Source organism: Paenibacillus sp. E222 (assembly GCF_013401555.1).
In the GTDB taxonomy this organism is placed as follows: Bacteria; Bacillota; Bacilli; order Paenibacillales; family Paenibacillaceae; genus Paenibacillus.
The window spans coordinates 4,164,962-4,179,892 of sequence record NZ_CP058552.1 but is presented as its reverse complement, the minus strand read 5'-3'; the positions used below and the strand labels follow the sequence as shown (position 1 = coordinate 4,179,892).

Annotated in this window: 17 protein-coding genes; 4 read left to right on the top strand and 13 right to left on the bottom strand. The window is 40.4% G+C overall.

Features of this window, described 5'->3' with window-relative positions; genetic code table 11:
- The first annotated feature begins 72 nt into the window (after positions 1 to 72).
- On the top strand, positions 73 to 618 hold the full coding sequence (locus HW560_RS18940; protein ID WP_090899920.1) for a cupin domain-containing protein: 546 nt from the start codon (positions 73 to 75) through the stop codon (positions 616 to 618).
- 89 nt (positions 619 to 707) lie between these two features.
- Here HW560_RS18940 and HW560_RS18935 read toward each other — a convergent pair whose 3' ends face one another.
- The 8 genes from HW560_RS18935 to HW560_RS18900 form a co-directional block, all read right to left on the bottom strand.
- A complete protein-coding gene (locus HW560_RS18935; protein ID WP_090899923.1) occupies positions 708 to 1,382 on the bottom strand; it encodes a GntR family transcriptional regulator in 675 nt (224 codons plus the stop codon).
- A gap of 104 nt (positions 1,383 to 1,486) precedes the next feature.
- The gene (locus HW560_RS18930) at positions 1,487 to 3,118 is read right to left on the bottom strand and encodes an ABC transporter substrate-binding protein (protein ID WP_179264232.1); all 1,632 of its coding nucleotides are present in this window, start codon (positions 3,116 to 3,118) and stop codon (positions 1,487 to 1,489) included.
- 76 nt (positions 3,119 to 3,194) lie between these two features.
- Positions 3,195 to 4,064 carry a carbohydrate ABC transporter permease gene (locus HW560_RS18925; RefSeq protein ID WP_062325447.1) on the bottom strand — a complete coding sequence of 290 codons (870 nt, stop codon included), beginning with the start codon at positions 4,062 to 4,064 and terminating at the stop codon, positions 3,195 to 3,197.
- A gap of 12 nt (positions 4,065 to 4,076) precedes the next feature.
- Positions 4,077 to 5,006 carry an ABC transporter permease gene (locus tag HW560_RS18920; RefSeq protein WP_257032032.1) on the bottom strand — a complete coding sequence of 310 codons (930 nt, stop codon included), beginning with the start codon at positions 5,004 to 5,006 and terminating at the stop codon, positions 4,077 to 4,079.
- Between the two features lie 569 nt (positions 5,007 to 5,575).
- Positions 5,576 to 6,382, bottom strand: a complete 807-nt coding sequence (locus HW560_RS18915; protein ID WP_090899929.1) for an HAD family hydrolase — start codon at positions 6,380 to 6,382, stop codon at positions 5,576 to 5,578.
- A 27-nt stretch (positions 6,383 to 6,409) separates the two neighbouring features.
- Entirely contained in the window at positions 6,410 to 6,922 is a 513-nt protein-coding gene (locus HW560_RS18910) for a hypothetical protein (RefSeq protein ID WP_090899932.1), read from the bottom strand.
- A gap of 126 nt (positions 6,923 to 7,048) precedes the next feature.
- Complete coding sequence (locus tag HW560_RS18905) at positions 7,049 to 7,258, bottom strand: DUF896 domain-containing protein (RefSeq protein ID WP_062325454.1); 210 nt, start codon at positions 7,256 to 7,258, stop codon at positions 7,049 to 7,051.
- Positions 7,259 to 7,354: 96 nt separating this feature from the next.
- A complete protein-coding gene (locus HW560_RS18900) occupies positions 7,355 to 7,732 on the bottom strand; it encodes a LysM peptidoglycan-binding domain-containing protein (protein ID WP_090899935.1) in 378 nt (125 codons plus the stop codon).
- Between the two features lie 306 nt (positions 7,733 to 8,038).
- On the opposite strand from HW560_RS18900, the gene lexA reads away from it, so the two are divergent.
- Positions 8,039 to 8,665, top strand: a complete 627-nt coding sequence (gene lexA / locus HW560_RS18895; RefSeq protein WP_090899937.1) for a transcriptional repressor LexA — start codon at positions 8,039 to 8,041, stop codon at positions 8,663 to 8,665.
- A 111-nt stretch (positions 8,666 to 8,776) separates the two neighbouring features.
- Here lexA and HW560_RS18890 read toward each other — a convergent pair whose 3' ends face one another.
- Positions 8,777 to 10,078: an aldehyde dehydrogenase gene (locus HW560_RS18890; protein WP_179264228.1), complete on the bottom strand. Its 1,302-nt coding sequence runs from the start codon at positions 10,076 to 10,078 to the stop codon at positions 8,777 to 8,779.
- Positions 10,079 to 10,635: 557 nt separating this feature from the next.
- On the opposite strand from HW560_RS18890, the gene HW560_RS18885 reads away from it, so the two are divergent.
- Positions 10,636 to 11,295 carry a CatB-related O-acetyltransferase gene (locus HW560_RS18885; protein WP_179264225.1) on the top strand — a complete coding sequence of 220 codons (660 nt, stop codon included), beginning with the start codon at positions 10,636 to 10,638 and terminating at the stop codon, positions 11,293 to 11,295.
- Positions 11,296 to 11,719: 424 nt separating this feature from the next.
- Here HW560_RS18885 and HW560_RS18880 read toward each other — a convergent pair whose 3' ends face one another.
- Both HW560_RS18880 and HW560_RS18875 read right to left on the bottom strand, forming a co-directional pair.
- The gene (locus HW560_RS18880) at positions 11,720 to 12,055 is read right to left on the bottom strand and encodes a YolD-like family protein (protein WP_090899944.1); all 336 of its coding nucleotides are present in this window, start codon (positions 12,053 to 12,055) and stop codon (positions 11,720 to 11,722) included.
- Positions 12,056 to 12,676: 621 nt separating this feature from the next.
- Complete coding sequence (locus tag HW560_RS18875) at positions 12,677 to 12,964, bottom strand: hypothetical protein (RefSeq protein ID WP_090899949.1); 288 nt, start codon at positions 12,962 to 12,964, stop codon at positions 12,677 to 12,679.
- A 268-nt stretch (positions 12,965 to 13,232) separates the two neighbouring features.
- On the opposite strand from HW560_RS18875, the gene HW560_RS18870 reads away from it, so the two are divergent.
- The gene (locus HW560_RS18870) at positions 13,233 to 13,904 is read left to right on the top strand and encodes an SOS response-associated peptidase (protein ID WP_090899952.1); all 672 of its coding nucleotides are present in this window, start codon (positions 13,233 to 13,235) and stop codon (positions 13,902 to 13,904) included.
- Positions 13,905 to 14,027: 123 nt separating this feature from the next.
- On the opposite strand, the gene HW560_RS18865 is transcribed toward HW560_RS18870, so the two are convergent.
- Positions 14,028 to 14,456 (bottom strand): hypothetical protein, encoded by a 429-nt coding sequence (locus HW560_RS18865; RefSeq protein WP_090899955.1) that lies wholly within the window; start codon positions 14,454 to 14,456, stop codon positions 14,028 to 14,030.
- Positions 14,457 to 14,479: 23 nt separating this feature from the next.
- On the bottom strand, positions 14,480 to 14,911 hold the full coding sequence (locus HW560_RS18860; RefSeq protein ID WP_090899958.1) for a hypothetical protein: 432 nt from the start codon (positions 14,909 to 14,911) through the stop codon (positions 14,480 to 14,482).
- Between the last annotated feature and the right edge of the window lie 20 nt (positions 14,912 to 14,931).

Below are 14,931 nucleotides of genomic sequence, written 5' to 3'. Positions count from 1 at the left end.
ATTTGTGAATCGACAAAAATAGAGGAATCCGATATAATAGCGATTAAACCAAGTGGAAAAGAGGGAAAGAACATGGCTGAAATTGTAATCCGAAATACGAACGAACGTATCACTGGAGACGAAAATGTTCGAAATTTCTTAAACAAATATGATGTTTTATTTGAAAAATGGGACGCGTCAAAATTAAACACTGATCTGCAAAACAACTTTGGACTCACAGATGAACAAAAAGAAGAAGTCCTAAAAACATATGACTATGAAATCAGAGACTTGGCTGCACGTCGCGGATACCAAATCTGGGATGTAATAACGTTATCAGAACAAACACCAGATATTGAAGAGAAGCTTGCCAAATTTGAAGAGATTCACACTCATGCTGAAGATGAAATCCGTGCAATTGTAGCCGGCAAAGGAATCTTTGTCATCAAAGCTACAGATGATGTAGGTTACTTTAATGTAGAATTGTCTCCTGGAGACGTTATCTCGGTACCTGAGAACACCCCACACTTCTTCACATTGATGGAGAATAAACAAATCATTGCCGTGCGGCTGTTCATTGAAAAAGATGGCTGGATCGCAGATCCGTACCCTGATCCAACGTTTATCAAACAAGCCTAATTAGCAAATTCTATCATTTGCTCAACAAACCCCTGTTCATTTCGAACAGGGGTTTCTGCATATGGAGAAAGTATACAACATTTGATGTTTTATATAAAATAATGCGGATATTTGGCCTTCATCTTCTCTTGTTCAACAACAACGAGTCTGAGATGAGCTTCCATAACCTTAACAGCTCGCTCGGTTTCACGTTCCGTGATGAGTCGGTATATTTCTTTGTGTTGTGAAATAATAACCTCTGCATCGGAATCTTCAGACAGGCGTAACAAACGAAGGCGATTAAAGGGAATATTGAGCTGCTGCAGCATTTTCCAACTTCTCATTTTTCCTGTGCCTTGAAACAATATTTGATGAAACTCTTCATCCAGTTCAAAAAGCCGATAGAAGTTATTTTTTCCTATACATACTTCCTGCATGGCAATATTGGTTTCAAGTCTGAATCTGAATTCTTCCGGAAAAGAAGTACAAGCCAGAGTAACAATTTCCTTCTCCATCTTCTCTCTCATAAACCTGCCTTCTTCAACATGCTCCAGATTAATATGGGACACGATGGTTCCACTCTGTGGAATGATATCCAGTAATTCTTCTTCGGCAAGCTTCATGAATGCTTCACGTACTGGCGTTCTGCTTACTTGCAATTCATCGGCAATTTCCTTCTCGGAAATCTTGGTACCAGGCTCAAGTTCAAGGTGCAGAATTCGTTCCTTTATCAGATTGTATGAATAATCCCGGGTCGAACCTCTAATCTTTTGATTAAGTGACATTCCGTAACCTCTTCCTCTCAGCCGTATTCATCCATCTTAGCACAATTTGCCGCTCCACTAAAATTCCCTCAGTGAAACGGCAATGGGCAAATTTCAATTCAGAACTACTGTTGCTTGTTTTCTTTGTACTTCTTATACGTGTCGTTGGCAAGCTGCATATATTGAGACAATCCTTGGCTTTCCAATTCTTTTACAAATGCATCAAACTCGGTAAGTTTGCGTTCTCCCAAAATGAATTTAAGTGTATTTTGATCCGAAAAATCCTTGAGTGGTGTACTGAGCAGCGTGACTTGTTCACGATCGATATCCGAGTAAGGAATTGGTGGCTCTGCAGGAATCACTTCTTTTGTATCTTTCATGTCTTGTTGGAATTTCAGTTCTTCCTCACTAAACATGGATTGCAGCAAATCTGTCGTGCCTCCATATGCAAACACACCACCAGAGAAGCCGTAATCTATACGCAAATCTTTCGTGCCCTTCGGATTCAATCCGTTATAATTCACGTCTTCTGCCAGTTTACGAACGCCGTCCTTTTTGGTGAAGGTTTCGCCTTCAACACCCCATTTAGCAAATTCCTGACCTTCATCACTATAATATAACCAGTCAATAAATTGCATGGTTGCTTTAAAGTTTTCGCTGTCTTTAATTTTCCCGGAAATCATGACACCGTTTTCAAGTCTGGAGCCAGACATCAGTTGGCCTTTTGGACCACCAGGGACCGTAATTTTGGCGATGGAGAAATTCCCTTCTCCCAATGTTTTATTCATGTCATTACGGTGCAGTACTAACGTTTGTGAGTTACCATTGATCATGAATGATTTACCAGAAACGAATTTTTGTGTAGCCTGATCATCGTCTTGCGTGAAGCTTTCCTTATCCAGAAGTCCTTCCGATACAAGCTTGTTGAAGTAAGTTAACATATCTTTATATTCCGGTGTTGTAGCCGTGTATACAAATTCATCCTTGTCTGCCTGATATGTCAGACCATTACCGAATCCCCATCCAGCTTTTGTCCCAAAACCAATAGCTGCAATACCCAGCGTACTATTGAACTTGAATCGATCAGAGAATGGAATGGAATCCGGATAAATTTCTTTCAGCTTTTTGGCAGCCTCATACAATTCATCCCATGTCTTCGGAATGGCAATGTTATTTTTCTCAAAAATATCAGTTCTCACAATAAGCGTATAGTCTGGCCATACCTCTTCGTGTAAACCTGGAAGTACATAATATTTCCCATCTTCTTGTCGAAGGCCCTCCAGCTCATCCTCAAGTCCCCATTTCTCTATTTTATCCTTGAAATTAGGCATCAAATCAACATAGTCACTCACTGGCAAAATCGCACCCGAGGATACAAAAGCCGCTTCTTCACCTGGATAGGTTTTCGGAATAACCAGTGGAGCATCTCCAGAGCTGATCAAAAGAGATCTTTTCTGGGGATAGTCACTCATCGGTACGATGGTAGGATCAAGCGTAACTCCGGTTTTTTCCGAGATTTTTTGGAACAGGAGCCAATCTTTCTTGTACGGGTATGCAGGCTGGTCACTGTACAGAATAGATAGATTAAACGGTTCAGTGGCTTTAAAGGTCTGCCCTACACCATAGGATTCCATGGCTCCCTTGGATTCTGGTTCGACTTTGTCTCCACCAGCTCCGCTGCTACATGCTGCCAGAACGACACTCATCATTGTTGCCAATACCATCTTGCCTACCAGCTTACGTGGTCTCTGTTTCATTCAATTCTCCCCCTGCATGTGGTTTAGATTGGCTTACAATCAAGATGTTGAACTATATCGTTTTAGGATTACTGTTTTACTGCTTAACAGATCCCAACATGATACCGGTTACAAAATATCTTTGGACGAAAGGATAGATGGTCAGAATAGGAAGAATGGTAAGTACCATGGTGACCGATTTAATATTCGCAGCGATCTGAGTCAAATTATCTGCTGATGCTCCCGCGGAAGCCCCACCAGTCGCGCCGGCGATCATATTACGCAAGTAGATTGTTACTGGGAACAGTTCCTTTTTGTCGAGATACAGAAATGCGGGAAACCATGAATTCCAGTGTCCTACAGCGTAAAACAGAACCATCGTTGCCATGACAGCTTTACTCAGCGGTAGAATGATCCGCAACAAAATGCCGTACGTATTCAAACCGTCGATTGCTGCCGCTTCCTCAAGCTCCTCAGGCATGTTTTCGAAAAATGATTTCATAATTAACATGTTATAAATGCTGATTGCACCAGGCACAACCAGTGCCCACATCGTATTATTGAAGCCTAGAGAGTTAATCAAGACATAGTTAGGAATCAAGCCGCCACTGAAAAACATCGTGAAAACTGCAAACATCGTCAAAAACTTTCGTCCCATTAATCTTTTCTTGGACAAGGCATAAGCGAAAATCGTCGTCATGAACATGGAAATTAAAGTACCTACAACCGTATATATAATTGTGTTTTTATAGTTGGTCCAGAACATGCTGTCACGAGAGATCGTCTTGTAGGTTTCAACATTAAATCCTCTTGGGATAATGCTCACCTTGCCTGAATTAATATAAGCCTCGCTACTGAAGGATTGGGCCACAACATTCAGAAACGGATAGAGCGTGATGAACACCACAAGCAGCAAAAAGATGGCATTGAACACTTTAAATACTTTGTATGATTTTGACTCCAGCATATTGCTCCTCCTTTACCACAAGCTTCGTTGTGTCAGCCTGCGTGAAATTGCATTAACCGAGAATACCAGGATCAGCCCAATAATGGATTCGAACAACCCAATGGCGGTAGCATAGCTGAAATTGCTCGACTGCAAACCTACCCGGTACAGATAAGTAGAAATCACGTCAGATGTCTCGTAGATCAGCGGATTGTAAAGGAGCAAGATTTTCTCAAATCCAACCGCAAGGAAATTACCCATGTTCAAAATCAGCAATGTAACGATCGTTGGGAGAATACCCGGTATGGTTATATGGAGGGTCTGCTTCCAACGGTTCGCACCATCAATCCGCGCAGCCTCATACAAAGAATCATCAATGGTTGTCAATGCAGCCAAATATAGAATGGCTCCCCACCCCATTCCTTGCCAAACCTCAGAAGTGATATAGATTGTTCTGAACCATTCGGCTCGCTGCATGAAAGGAATGCTGTCTCCGGTAAAAAATGATACCATTCCGTTAATTGAGCCATTAACTGCCGTTAATTGCAGAATCATTCCGGCAACGATGACGATGGACAAGAAGTGCGGAAGATACGATGCGGTCTGCACAAACTTTTTGAAGCGGTTGCTTTTCACCTCATTCAGCAGCAATGCAAAAATGATCGGAACTGGGAAGGTGAAAAGTAACGCAAGTCCACCGAGCATAAGTGTGTTTCCAAATACTTTCCAAAAGGTTGGATCTTGAATGAACATCTGAAAATACCTGAATCCAACCCACGTCTCTCCAAAAATACTGCCTCCCGGTACAAATCGTCTAAAGGCGATTACATTACCAAGCATTGGCCCGTATTTGAAAATAATAAGATAGATAATTGGAAGAATTAACAGCGAGTACAGCTGCCAATCTTTGCGAAGCAGAGCTGCAGCCGTTCTTAACCTGCTTTCTTTACGTAAAGATATCATCGTTAGTGTAGTTTTAGCGGTTTCAGACTCCATATATTATTTCACTCCGATCCTTAGCTTGATAAACTAAAAGCGTTTTCGGTCAAGTCTTATCATCTCTTCCTTTTGTAGAAGACAAGTATTTAGATGAACTTCACCCCCACTACAAAATCAATAATGTAAGCGGTATCAATTCTGGCAATCACTAGAGATACATATCGGTTAAGATGCTTACCATCATTTTGTTACTAACCACTACCTGTTGTTTTTACTGAATTAAGTGGCTTTCTTAAATTATTTAAAGCGCTTACAATAGAAAGCAAAATTAGAGCGAATAACTCCTGTTTCACTTCATTCGAGTAAGTCACAGATATCCGCTGCATTTCTTCGCATACTAGTTGTACTAGTATGTTAGTTATATTCTAAATCAGCAGTTCTATAATATCAATAACTTTTAATAAAAAATTTTATATTTCGTAATTACGGTTCAGTTCAAGCTGTCCCAAAACAAAAAAACATTGTTAGGTTTTATGGATAAAATACATCTCATAAAACCTAACAATGTTTGAGCAGTACAAGAAAAAAACGATTTATGATGCACTAATTGAGAATTCAGCAATGATTCGTTCCAATTCGGATAAATGCTTGATTTGATGGTCAGGCACATACGATTCGGTATTCTCTTTGTTCTCACGGTTAATCCAAACAGATTGAATACCTGCAGACAACGCTCCACGAATATCAGTCGTAAGCTTATCTCCAACCATTAAACTCTCCTCAGGTTGCACTCCCAGCTTACTCAATGCGTGCTCGAAGATCGAAGGATCAGGTTTTCCTTTACCGAATGTACCCGAGATAATAATTTCGTCAAAAAAAGGAGCCAATTCAGGAACGCCATCAAGCTTCTCTTGTTGTAAAGCAGGACAGCCGTTGGTTAAAAGCAAAAGCTTGAACTTCCCTTGTAGATGACTCAACGTTTCCATCGTTTCTTCATAGACATGGGGTCTTGATCTCCGCTCTGCCCCAAATTGTGAGGCGAGTTGTTCCGCCAGATCTTCACGATCAACACCCAGCTTTAACAAGCCACGACGCCATGACTCTTTACGATATGCAGGTGCAAGCTGCTCCAACTGGCGAAATTCCGGCTGATCCCCACCCGTGAAGTTAGCCCAAAGACCTTCAAACGGGTTAATCCCAATCATTTTGGTAAACGAAAAAGTTTCATAAGACTCATACAGATTACGTGCCTCATTACGAACAGCTTCTTCAAGTTCTTCGGGTTTAACACCAGTCTCTTGAGCAGCGATCAGGCAAGTCTCATGAAAGGCTTCTCGAACACTGCGCTCATCCCACAGCAAAGTATCATCCAGGTCGAACAAAATCGCTTTTAACGCCATTTCGGTCATCTTCCCCTTTATGCAAAATTACTTTTTCTCGTATGTTTCCACGGTGATTTGATGTGCTTTGGCGAATTTCAGAAGACGCTCAGTGATTGCATCGGTATCATAACGATTGAGTAGTTTGGTAAATACCCATCTCTTACCTCGTGCATTATGCTCAATCACAACCGTGCCTGGCTCAAATCTGAATTTCACGATATCGTCGACTCCAATTGAACGCTCACGGTTCCCTTTTGTCGTCAAAATCCGGTTACTTCCTATTTTGACATAAGGACGACGGAGCATGAAGATGACTGCCAAAAATACATACAGCAACATGGTCACCCAGTCCCAGGTGGTCATCGGAGCTTTGACAAGAAATGTACTCATAAAGAGGTACAGGAATGCTAGTCCGATCAGAAAAATAGGAAACAGAAGGCTGCGTCCTTTAAATACTTCCTCACCTGGTGTACCTGAAATCGGTTGACCGCTTTTTTTACGTTGCTGATTCAACTGCTTAGAATTTTTCCGAACCGTTCTCTCGAACGAACGCGACATGAGAATCCCCCTTAGATGTTCTTTGTATCGGCTTACATAACAGTAAACCAACATTTCCCCCTATAATTTGCAACCTCTAGATAACAGGAAGAAACCTAAATATCATAATGATATCATTAGGTTTCCTTAATGTTTGAGTTTGCCTTGGTGGCCTTGATCGTTCTCATCATCTACGATTTCAATCGAATCCAGTTGTTGTCTGAAATTGCTTCGAATGTTATTCAAATAGATTTCTCTAAGCTTGGCACGTTCAGCGAGCTCTTCCTCTGTCAATCCAGTAGATTTTTGCTTGCGAGCCAATTCATTAATACGTGCTACCAGACTATCTATATCCAAGCTTGTCCCCTCCAAAAATACAAAGTCATATTAACTTTGACATGATAAGGGCAGCTTGTCAAGCTGACACGCATTAATGCGTGTGAATATGCAGTTTTATTGTGTGAATTGAGGCAGTATTAAGACTTGCCCCACTTGTATTGAAGTTGATCCAAGTTGATTGACTTTCTTAATTGCTTCTATATATATACGTGTATCCATTGTTTCCGGTTTGTGATTCAATGATATACTCCATAGTGTATCTCCTTGTGAAACTGCTATCTTCCCGCCAGGCAACAGATCATTTTCATTACCAGCAAACACTGTCAATACTGTACTGCATCCAACCAGTATAATTAAGCTTACGATTATTAATTTCAAGACCCATGTTGGGACATTACCTTTTGCAAAAACCTTCTTAAAATTCCTTATGTTCGTTTCAACCACTTCTGAATGCACCGGTTCGTAAATGCTTTGATAAGTAGAATATCTCATTAAATATCGACCTCCAAACGTTTGTTCCTATCCGTTAAAATCAATATAACACGAACACTTGTTTTGTACAATAACTTTTTAGAACAATTGTTCGCTTTTTTTTGTAACATCCTACATTCCATTATCTTTCTTCTATTGTATGGGAACTGTCATTTGCAGTATTTGATTAGACTAAAAGAAATTTTTCATCTTAATTTGCAAAAAAAACATTGATTTTATGGCATTTTATTTAGAACTTATGTTTGTACGAACGGAGGTTCTATGTTATAATTTTCCCAAACGTTACTAAAATGGGGTTGATACGGTATGTCGAAGATATCCAGCAGGCAACAGGCTATTCTGGAGTTTATACGCAATGAAGTCCGGTTGAAGGGGTATCCTCCTTCCGTACGCGAAATTGGTGAGGCCGTTGGGTTGGCTTCCAGCTCTACAGTACATGGACATCTGGATCGTTTGGAGAAGAAAGGTCTGATTAGACGCGACCCAACCAAACCAAGAGCCATTGAACTTCTCAGCCAGGAAGAGTCAGAGCATTCACATCAGTTTGCTCACAGCGTTGCTCGCATTCCAGTCGTGGGTAAAGTTACTGCAGGGGTTCCAATCACAGCAACAGAAAATATCGAAGATTACTTCCCTCTTCCTACGCATTATGTAGGCGATCAGAAAGTATTTATGCTTTCGGTCGTGGGAGACAGTATGGTTGAAGCAGGCATTGTTAACGGAGACTATGTTATCGTACGTCAGCAGCAAACTGCGGATAACGGCGACATCGTAGTAGCCATGACTGAAGACGATGAAGCAACGGTAAAAACGTTCTACAAAGAAAAAGATCATATTCGTCTTCAACCGGAAAATTCGACTTTTGAACCATTGCGTTTGAAACACGTTAGCATCCTGGGCAAAGTCATTGGCCTTTTCCGTGATATTCATTAATATGTATCTTATTGTTCACTGTTTCACAATAAGATACTTAAAGAGGTTGTCCCGTTCAACGGGACAACCTCTTTTTTTCTACATATTACTTATATTGTTCTACATTAACAACTATTCGCTGCGTTTAAGAATGCTCTTATGATGAGAGAACACATCAAAACTCTGTTGACCATGGTAAGAACCCATTCCACTTTCTCCTACGCCGCCGAATGGAAGATAATGTGATGTCATATGAGACAATGTGTCATTAATACAACCACCACCAAAAGATACTTGATTCAGAACCTGATTCTGCAGATTTTCATCTTGCGTGAAGAGATATAATGCCAGTGGTTTTGGACGGCGAACAATCTCATCTAGCATCGGGTTAAGATCAGTATACTTAAACACAGGAAGAATTGGACCAAAGATCTCCTCTTGCATCACTGGGGATTTCCAATCCACTTCCCCCAGTACTGTTGGTTCAATGAGCAGCTGATCACGTTCAGATCGTCCACCAATCACTGCTTTGCCATCTTGGAGTAACACCGCTAAACGATCAAAGTTACGTGCGTTGACAATGTGCGGAAAATCAGCATTTTGCAACACATCGTCTCCAAATTTGTCCTGAATTTCTGCACCGATCAATTCCACTAATTTGTCATGTACATCCTCATGTACAAGCAAATAGTCAGGAGCGACACAGGTTTGCCCAGCATTCAGAAATTTACCACGAACAATGCGCTGAGCCGCCAGCTTCAAATCCGCATCCTGATGAACTATGACTGGGCTCTTACCCCCTAGTTCTAACGTAACTGGAGTCAAATGCTCAGCAGCTGCCTTCATAACAATGCGGCCAACACCTGTACTGCCTGTAAAGAAAATATAATCAAACTTTTCTTTCAGCAATGCTGTACTGGTCTCGACTTCTCCTTCCATAACTGCCAGGTACTCACTAGGAAATATCTCATGAATCAAATTATAAGTCAGACGTGATACGGCTGGAGTTAATTCAGACGGCTTAATAATAGCACAGTTACCCGCAGCAATGGCTCCAATTAGAGGGCCGAAAGCCAGCTGGAACGGATAGTTCCATGGTGCAATAATAAGAGCAACTCCATAAGGTTCTGGATAAATTAGGCTTGTACCATCAGGTATAGCAGAATTTGTAGGCACAGGTTTTGGTGTTGCCCATTCCTCCAAGTGTTCCAATGCAAAATCCAGTTCACCCAACACAATTCGAATCTCGGAGCCATAAGCCTCTGTTTCAGATTTATTTAGATCCGCACGGAGTGCGTCAAGAATACGTTGCTGATATTTCTCAATTCCTTGTCTTAATTGCTGAAGAGCACGAATACGGTACTCAATAGACTTCGTTTGACCTGTATAAAAAAATGTCCGCTGTGCGGAAACCAGTTGCTTCTCTTGTTCCATATTAACATCTCCAATTAATTGTTCAAAATTTAATTTCTAAAAACATAAATGAATTATAACGCAATTATATGAAACTATCAACATATAGATACTGTTGAAATAGAGGAAACAATTAATATGTACTTTCGCTTCAACGATATAATCAAAATTTAATTAACCATTCTCGTTCTTATTGTCTACATAAAACCTCAATGCTAAGATGCCAAGACCTACACTACGAATACCAGCTTTCCCTTTACCTTTTTGTTTCGGTCCCTGATCTACTACAACGTGAGATAGTAATCGTTCTCGATAGCACACACGGTTTCTGCCTATGTTATTTCTTCCTGAATTTTCTCTTCATTAAATACACTTGATATATACTTGGAATCAGGATACTTACTGCATATGTTTACGAGAATAGGATTGACAAAAAAAGAGGTCATTGCTACAATGGCCCTCATATCTTAAGGAAGGATGATTCAGATGATTCGTCGTCTAAAAAAACTAAAGAATGTGGCTACCGCATCACGCTTCTAAGTTACTCAGAAATATAACTTAGAAGCGAGGAATTTAAAATGAATATAAACCACTTTAATCACTGGTCCGAAATTAAGTATTTAAAGGACATTGTAACCAATCCATTAATTGATGTTGGCGATTACTCCTATTACTCTGGTTATTACGATAACCATTCATCTTTTGAAGATGGATGCGTAAGATATTTATGGGGAGATGAAAAATCGAGGAGCTTATTCAACCCAATTGAGGAATTTGGTTGGCAAATAGATCGATTAATTATTGGTAATTATGTATGTATCGCAGCCGGTGTCGTTATTCTTATGGGAGGAAATAACAATCACCATGCGGAGTGGATCACGGTTTATCCGTTCGCTAATCAAATTAGCCGTTCCTTCTCACCCAAGGGAGATACCATTATAGAAAGCGATGCATGGATCGGCATGAATGCCATGATTATGCCTGGTGTTACCATTGGTGAAGGTGCGATTGTTGCAGCAGGCTCAATTGTAACAAAAGATGTCGCCCCTTACACGATAGTTGGTGGAAATCCTGCAAAAGAAGTTAGAAAGCGTTTCTCAGAAGAAGAAATCATGAAGTTAAAAGAAATGCGCTGGTTTGATTGGAAAAGAGAATCAATTGAAGCAGCCACTCACTTACTTTCTGGCTCTTCTATTGATGAGTTATATGAGTACTATTTATCAGAAATTAAGGACTGAGCTCCTATATATATAAAGCTAGGTAGAATAATATTCTACCTAGCTTCTTTATATCCCCCGCCCACAAAAAGAAAAACCCCTCAGCGCTAGAGCGCCAAGGGATTCAGCTATTAGTACAACGTGATATATTAATCGCGTTCCCATTGGTGGACTTGGGTACGATTTATGTACGATGGCTTCATATTATTGTTTCTTTCATTATATAAGCGCTAAATATGGAATCCAATAGAAACAAAAGCTCGTATTCAATCATAGCTTTGCATGACTTGAGGGACGTTTGGGGGACGAGTTGGGGGATGTCCCCGAACTTCAAATGAACCGTCAGTACAGCTCCGATGGATTACAAATCATATGTCCGAAACAACCCTATATAATAGAAGGAAAAAAACTGAGCCCCTGGAGTAATCCCTTGGGGCTCTATCAATTATCGGCTTGCCGCAGTAATTTCTTCGATCTTGATCCAACTATAATCCTCATCAGCGCGTACAAGTTTAATTCTCCTGTTTGGCTTATCGATCGATGTCACAACGCCCCGCATAATCTCGTCATCAAATGGGTTAAATACAGTCAACGTAACAGAGCGGCATTCTTGGTAAGATTCCAGGATCGCTTCCTCAATGAGCTGCATTTCCTGTTCATCCAAGGCAGGCTTCCCCCGTCTCTCTTGTTCCTTCATTTCGTTTAAGTATGCTTCCCGATGTTCTGGAAGAATAATGCGAGATCCTTCAAAGATCCCGTTAGCCGTCAATTTGCTCGACACATTGCATTCCTCCTCAGTATTCAGTCCAATAGCTTAAATCATTTGGCTGCGCCGGCGACGGTGCCTTAGGAAGCTTAGGCAGCTCAGACTCTCGTTCCCAGTCTTCCAAAATAACGATACTAGCCGTATCTGACTTGTCATCCCAATGTATGTATTCCGAGGCTATAAGAGCGTCCAGGGCAGCCATGACGTCTGGCTTATGCTTACCCGTTTTAACAGTCAATTTATGGATTGTAGGCAGCCGTCGCCGCCCACCACTGTAGTTGTACAAGATCCGTAGGACCTTACGTTGATAATCTGTCAACATGTTAACCACCTCGAATTCATTATATGCGAACATTTGTTCTTTTATAAACAACAAAAAAAACCAGTCGAGCAGACCAGGTACATTTATAGTAGCACTCATAGGAGAGAGTAATAATAGCTTACACCATGTTATGTAATTTTATTCTTGAAGGCAGGTATGGAGCAGATATTGAATAAATTCATAAGTTCTTCAGACAATAGAGATGCAGGCAACAGAGTAGGTAACCAGTTTGAAGTGCATCAAGATCGTAGAATTATTTGGGATTAGCAAAAACCCGCTAACCTTAGTAGTTGGCGGGTTTTCCTTTAGTAAGTTTAGAAACCGGAATCTTGTGTAACAATTCCTGAATAATAGGCTCTTACTTGTGATGGAGTAACTTGAACGATATTCGTTCTTTGAAGAGTGCCATAATAATGATCGGCATCAGTATAAAAATAGGTTGAAGGAATATTAGCATTTGATGGGTAATCTTGATAAACGGTCACACTTTTTTGTTTGTTCATAATCGTTACATCTGAAGCTTGGCTTGCCATTACTGGCACCGATATAGACAAAAGCGCAAGAGACAAAACAGAAGCAGTTAAGATTTTTTTCAAAGCCACAAGATCATCTCCTAGTATTTTATATGTATTACACAAACAACAATACTATATTTTTTACATGTATTCATGTAACATTCGTTACATAATTAGGATAATCACACACCTCCTAACCCATAACTTACCGCATCTATCCTTTATGGCAAAACGATATAATTGGATTGAGATTTTTTAATGTATTTTTCAATCTTCAGGATTACTCCATAAACCAATGTTTGATCAATTTATTGTGTGATTATATATTGCAAAGACAATACAGGAGGTGTTTTGTATGTGTGGTAGATTTACAATCACTGACCCCATTGAAGCTATATTAGACCGGTACTATGCATCTATTGCAGATGGATTTGAGTACAAGCCTAATTACAACGCTGCACCTATGCAGTACATCCCCACCATTATAGGGAGCAAAGACGGCAATAGGCTGGGCTCACTCCGATGGGGACTGGTACCCGTTTGGGCCAAGGATGACAAGATCGGTAACAAGATGATTAACGCTCGAGCTGAGACACTAAATGAAAAGCCGGCCTTTAAACGACTGATCAGCTCCAAGCGTTGTATCATCCCATGCAGCGGATTCTACGAGTGGAAGAAAGAAGGGACAGACAAACAGCCGATGCGCATACTGATGAAGGATGAAAGTATCTTTTCATTGGCTGGCCTTTATGATACCTGGGCGGATCCGGACGGCAATAAGCTCAGCACATGCACCATCATTACTACTCAGCCCAATGAACTGATGGAAGACATCCACAATCGTATGCCGGTTATCCTGCGTCCAGAGGACGAGGCGGAATGGCTTGGAAGAGATAATGATGATGTTCAGTCGTTGCTCGGTCTGTTGAAGCCGTATCAAGCATCAGAGATGCGCGCATACGAAGTACCAAAGGGAGTAGGTAACGTACGTAATAACAACGAGGATTTGATTAGAGAAGTAGGCTGAACATGCCGCAAAGCTGCAGCTCAGCTGCAGATAAATAAGAACTGAACACGTTGCTTGATAAAAATATATATGTGAACAAAAAAAGACACTGCCAGCATTATGCCAGCAGTGTCTTTTACCGATTCAATTTTGTTGTTTTAACAGATGTTCACATAGATTAACATACATCTCTTGCATCTGAAGAGATTTCAAAAGATATGATGGGTTAACATCTGCCGGCGCTATCAACTTCACAAGAGATACGAACTCATCATATGTTGGTGGAGAATCACTCAATAGGAAATCATCAGGAACTGAAAAGAATTTATTTCTTTCCTTTATATCTTCTATCTTCTCCCTGTGAAAATGCTCCATTTGTTCGTCTCTTGCACTAGTTTGTGCTTTTAGCCTGCGGTTAAATATGTATAACACATCAGTCAAAGAACGAGTTTGCTTTTCATTAAAATCGTGATCAAGTAGGAACATGAAATATGGATGTTCATCCGAGGCAACCACTGTTCTAATGAGCTTGATTTGATATTTCAAAAGCTCAAGCTGTTCATCTACATTCATTCCATTCCCACCTTGTAAATTATTTAAAATGCAATAAACATAATAGCCTTAGCTATTACTGTCGCTGCACCTTGTGGAATACTGCATTCGAATATTAAAAATCCAATTAAGTTTTTCTCTACTACTAGTTCAGTCTCTTCTATAAAGTTCGCGATAGATAAACGATTTTCTTTCACATAATCAGCATACTCTTTTTTACCTAGATATTCTAACAAATCTTCGAGCAGTTCCCCTCCATGCTTTAGAGCAAATACAAAGGCTGATTTTTTGAATCCCATTGTCGTAACAGTGCCATCATCAACTGGTTGTGGAGTAACAACTGGCGTTTCAATCTTTGCTCTGTCAACAGGATTCGGTGTGCTAGCAAATGCGGAGATTGGAGCAATAACAAATGATAGAGCGAGTACGGAAGTCGACATAGCTAATACCAATTTCTTTTTCATAGACGCAATCATTCCAATACCTCCAAATATTT

Excerpts from the sequence above, each read along its gene's own strand:
- HW560_RS18940 (WP_090899920.1), top strand. The coding sequence starts at position 73 with ATGGCTGAAATTGTAATCCGAAATACGAACGAACGTATCACTGGAGAC.
- HW560_RS18935 (WP_090899923.1), bottom strand. The coding sequence starts at position 1,382 with ATGTCACTTAATCAAAAGATTAGAGGTTCGACCCGGGATTATTCATAC.
- HW560_RS18930 (WP_179264232.1), bottom strand. The coding sequence starts at position 3,118 with ATGAAACAGAGACCACGTAAGCTGGTAGGCAAGATGGTATTGGCAACA.
- HW560_RS18925 (WP_062325447.1), bottom strand. The coding sequence starts at position 4,064 with ATGCTGGAGTCAAAATCATACAAAGTATTTAAAGTGTTCAATGCCATC.
- HW560_RS18920 (WP_257032032.1), bottom strand. The coding sequence starts at position 5,006 with ATGATATCTTTACGTAAAGAAAGCAGGTTAAGAACGGCTGCAGCTCTG.
- HW560_RS18915 (WP_090899929.1), bottom strand. The coding sequence starts at position 6,382 with ATGGCGTTAAAAGCGATTTTGTTCGACCTGGATGATACTTTGCTGTGG.
- HW560_RS18910 (WP_090899932.1), bottom strand. The coding sequence starts at position 6,922 with ATGTCGCGTTCGTTCGAGAGAACGGTTCGGAAAAATTCTAAGCAGTTG.
- HW560_RS18900 (WP_090899935.1), bottom strand. The coding sequence starts at position 7,732 with ATGAGATATTCTACTTATCAAAGCATTTACGAACCGGTGCATTCAGAA.
- lexA (WP_090899937.1), top strand. The coding sequence starts at position 8,039 with ATGTCGAAGATATCCAGCAGGCAACAGGCTATTCTGGAGTTTATACGC.
- HW560_RS18890 (WP_179264228.1), bottom strand. The coding sequence starts at position 10,078 with ATGGAACAAGAGAAGCAACTGGTTTCCGCACAGCGGACATTTTTTTAT.
- HW560_RS18885 (WP_179264225.1), top strand. The coding sequence starts at position 10,636 with ATGAATATAAACCACTTTAATCACTGGTCCGAAATTAAGTATTTAAAG.
- HW560_RS18870 (WP_090899952.1), top strand. The coding sequence starts at position 13,233 with ATGTGTGGTAGATTTACAATCACTGACCCCATTGAAGCTATATTAGAC.
- HW560_RS18865 (WP_090899955.1), bottom strand. The coding sequence starts at position 14,456 with ATGAATGTAGATGAACAGCTTGAGCTTTTGAAATATCAAATCAAGCTC.
- HW560_RS18860 (WP_090899958.1), bottom strand. The coding sequence starts at position 14,911 with ATGATTGCGTCTATGAAAAAGAAATTGGTATTAGCTATGTCGACTTCC.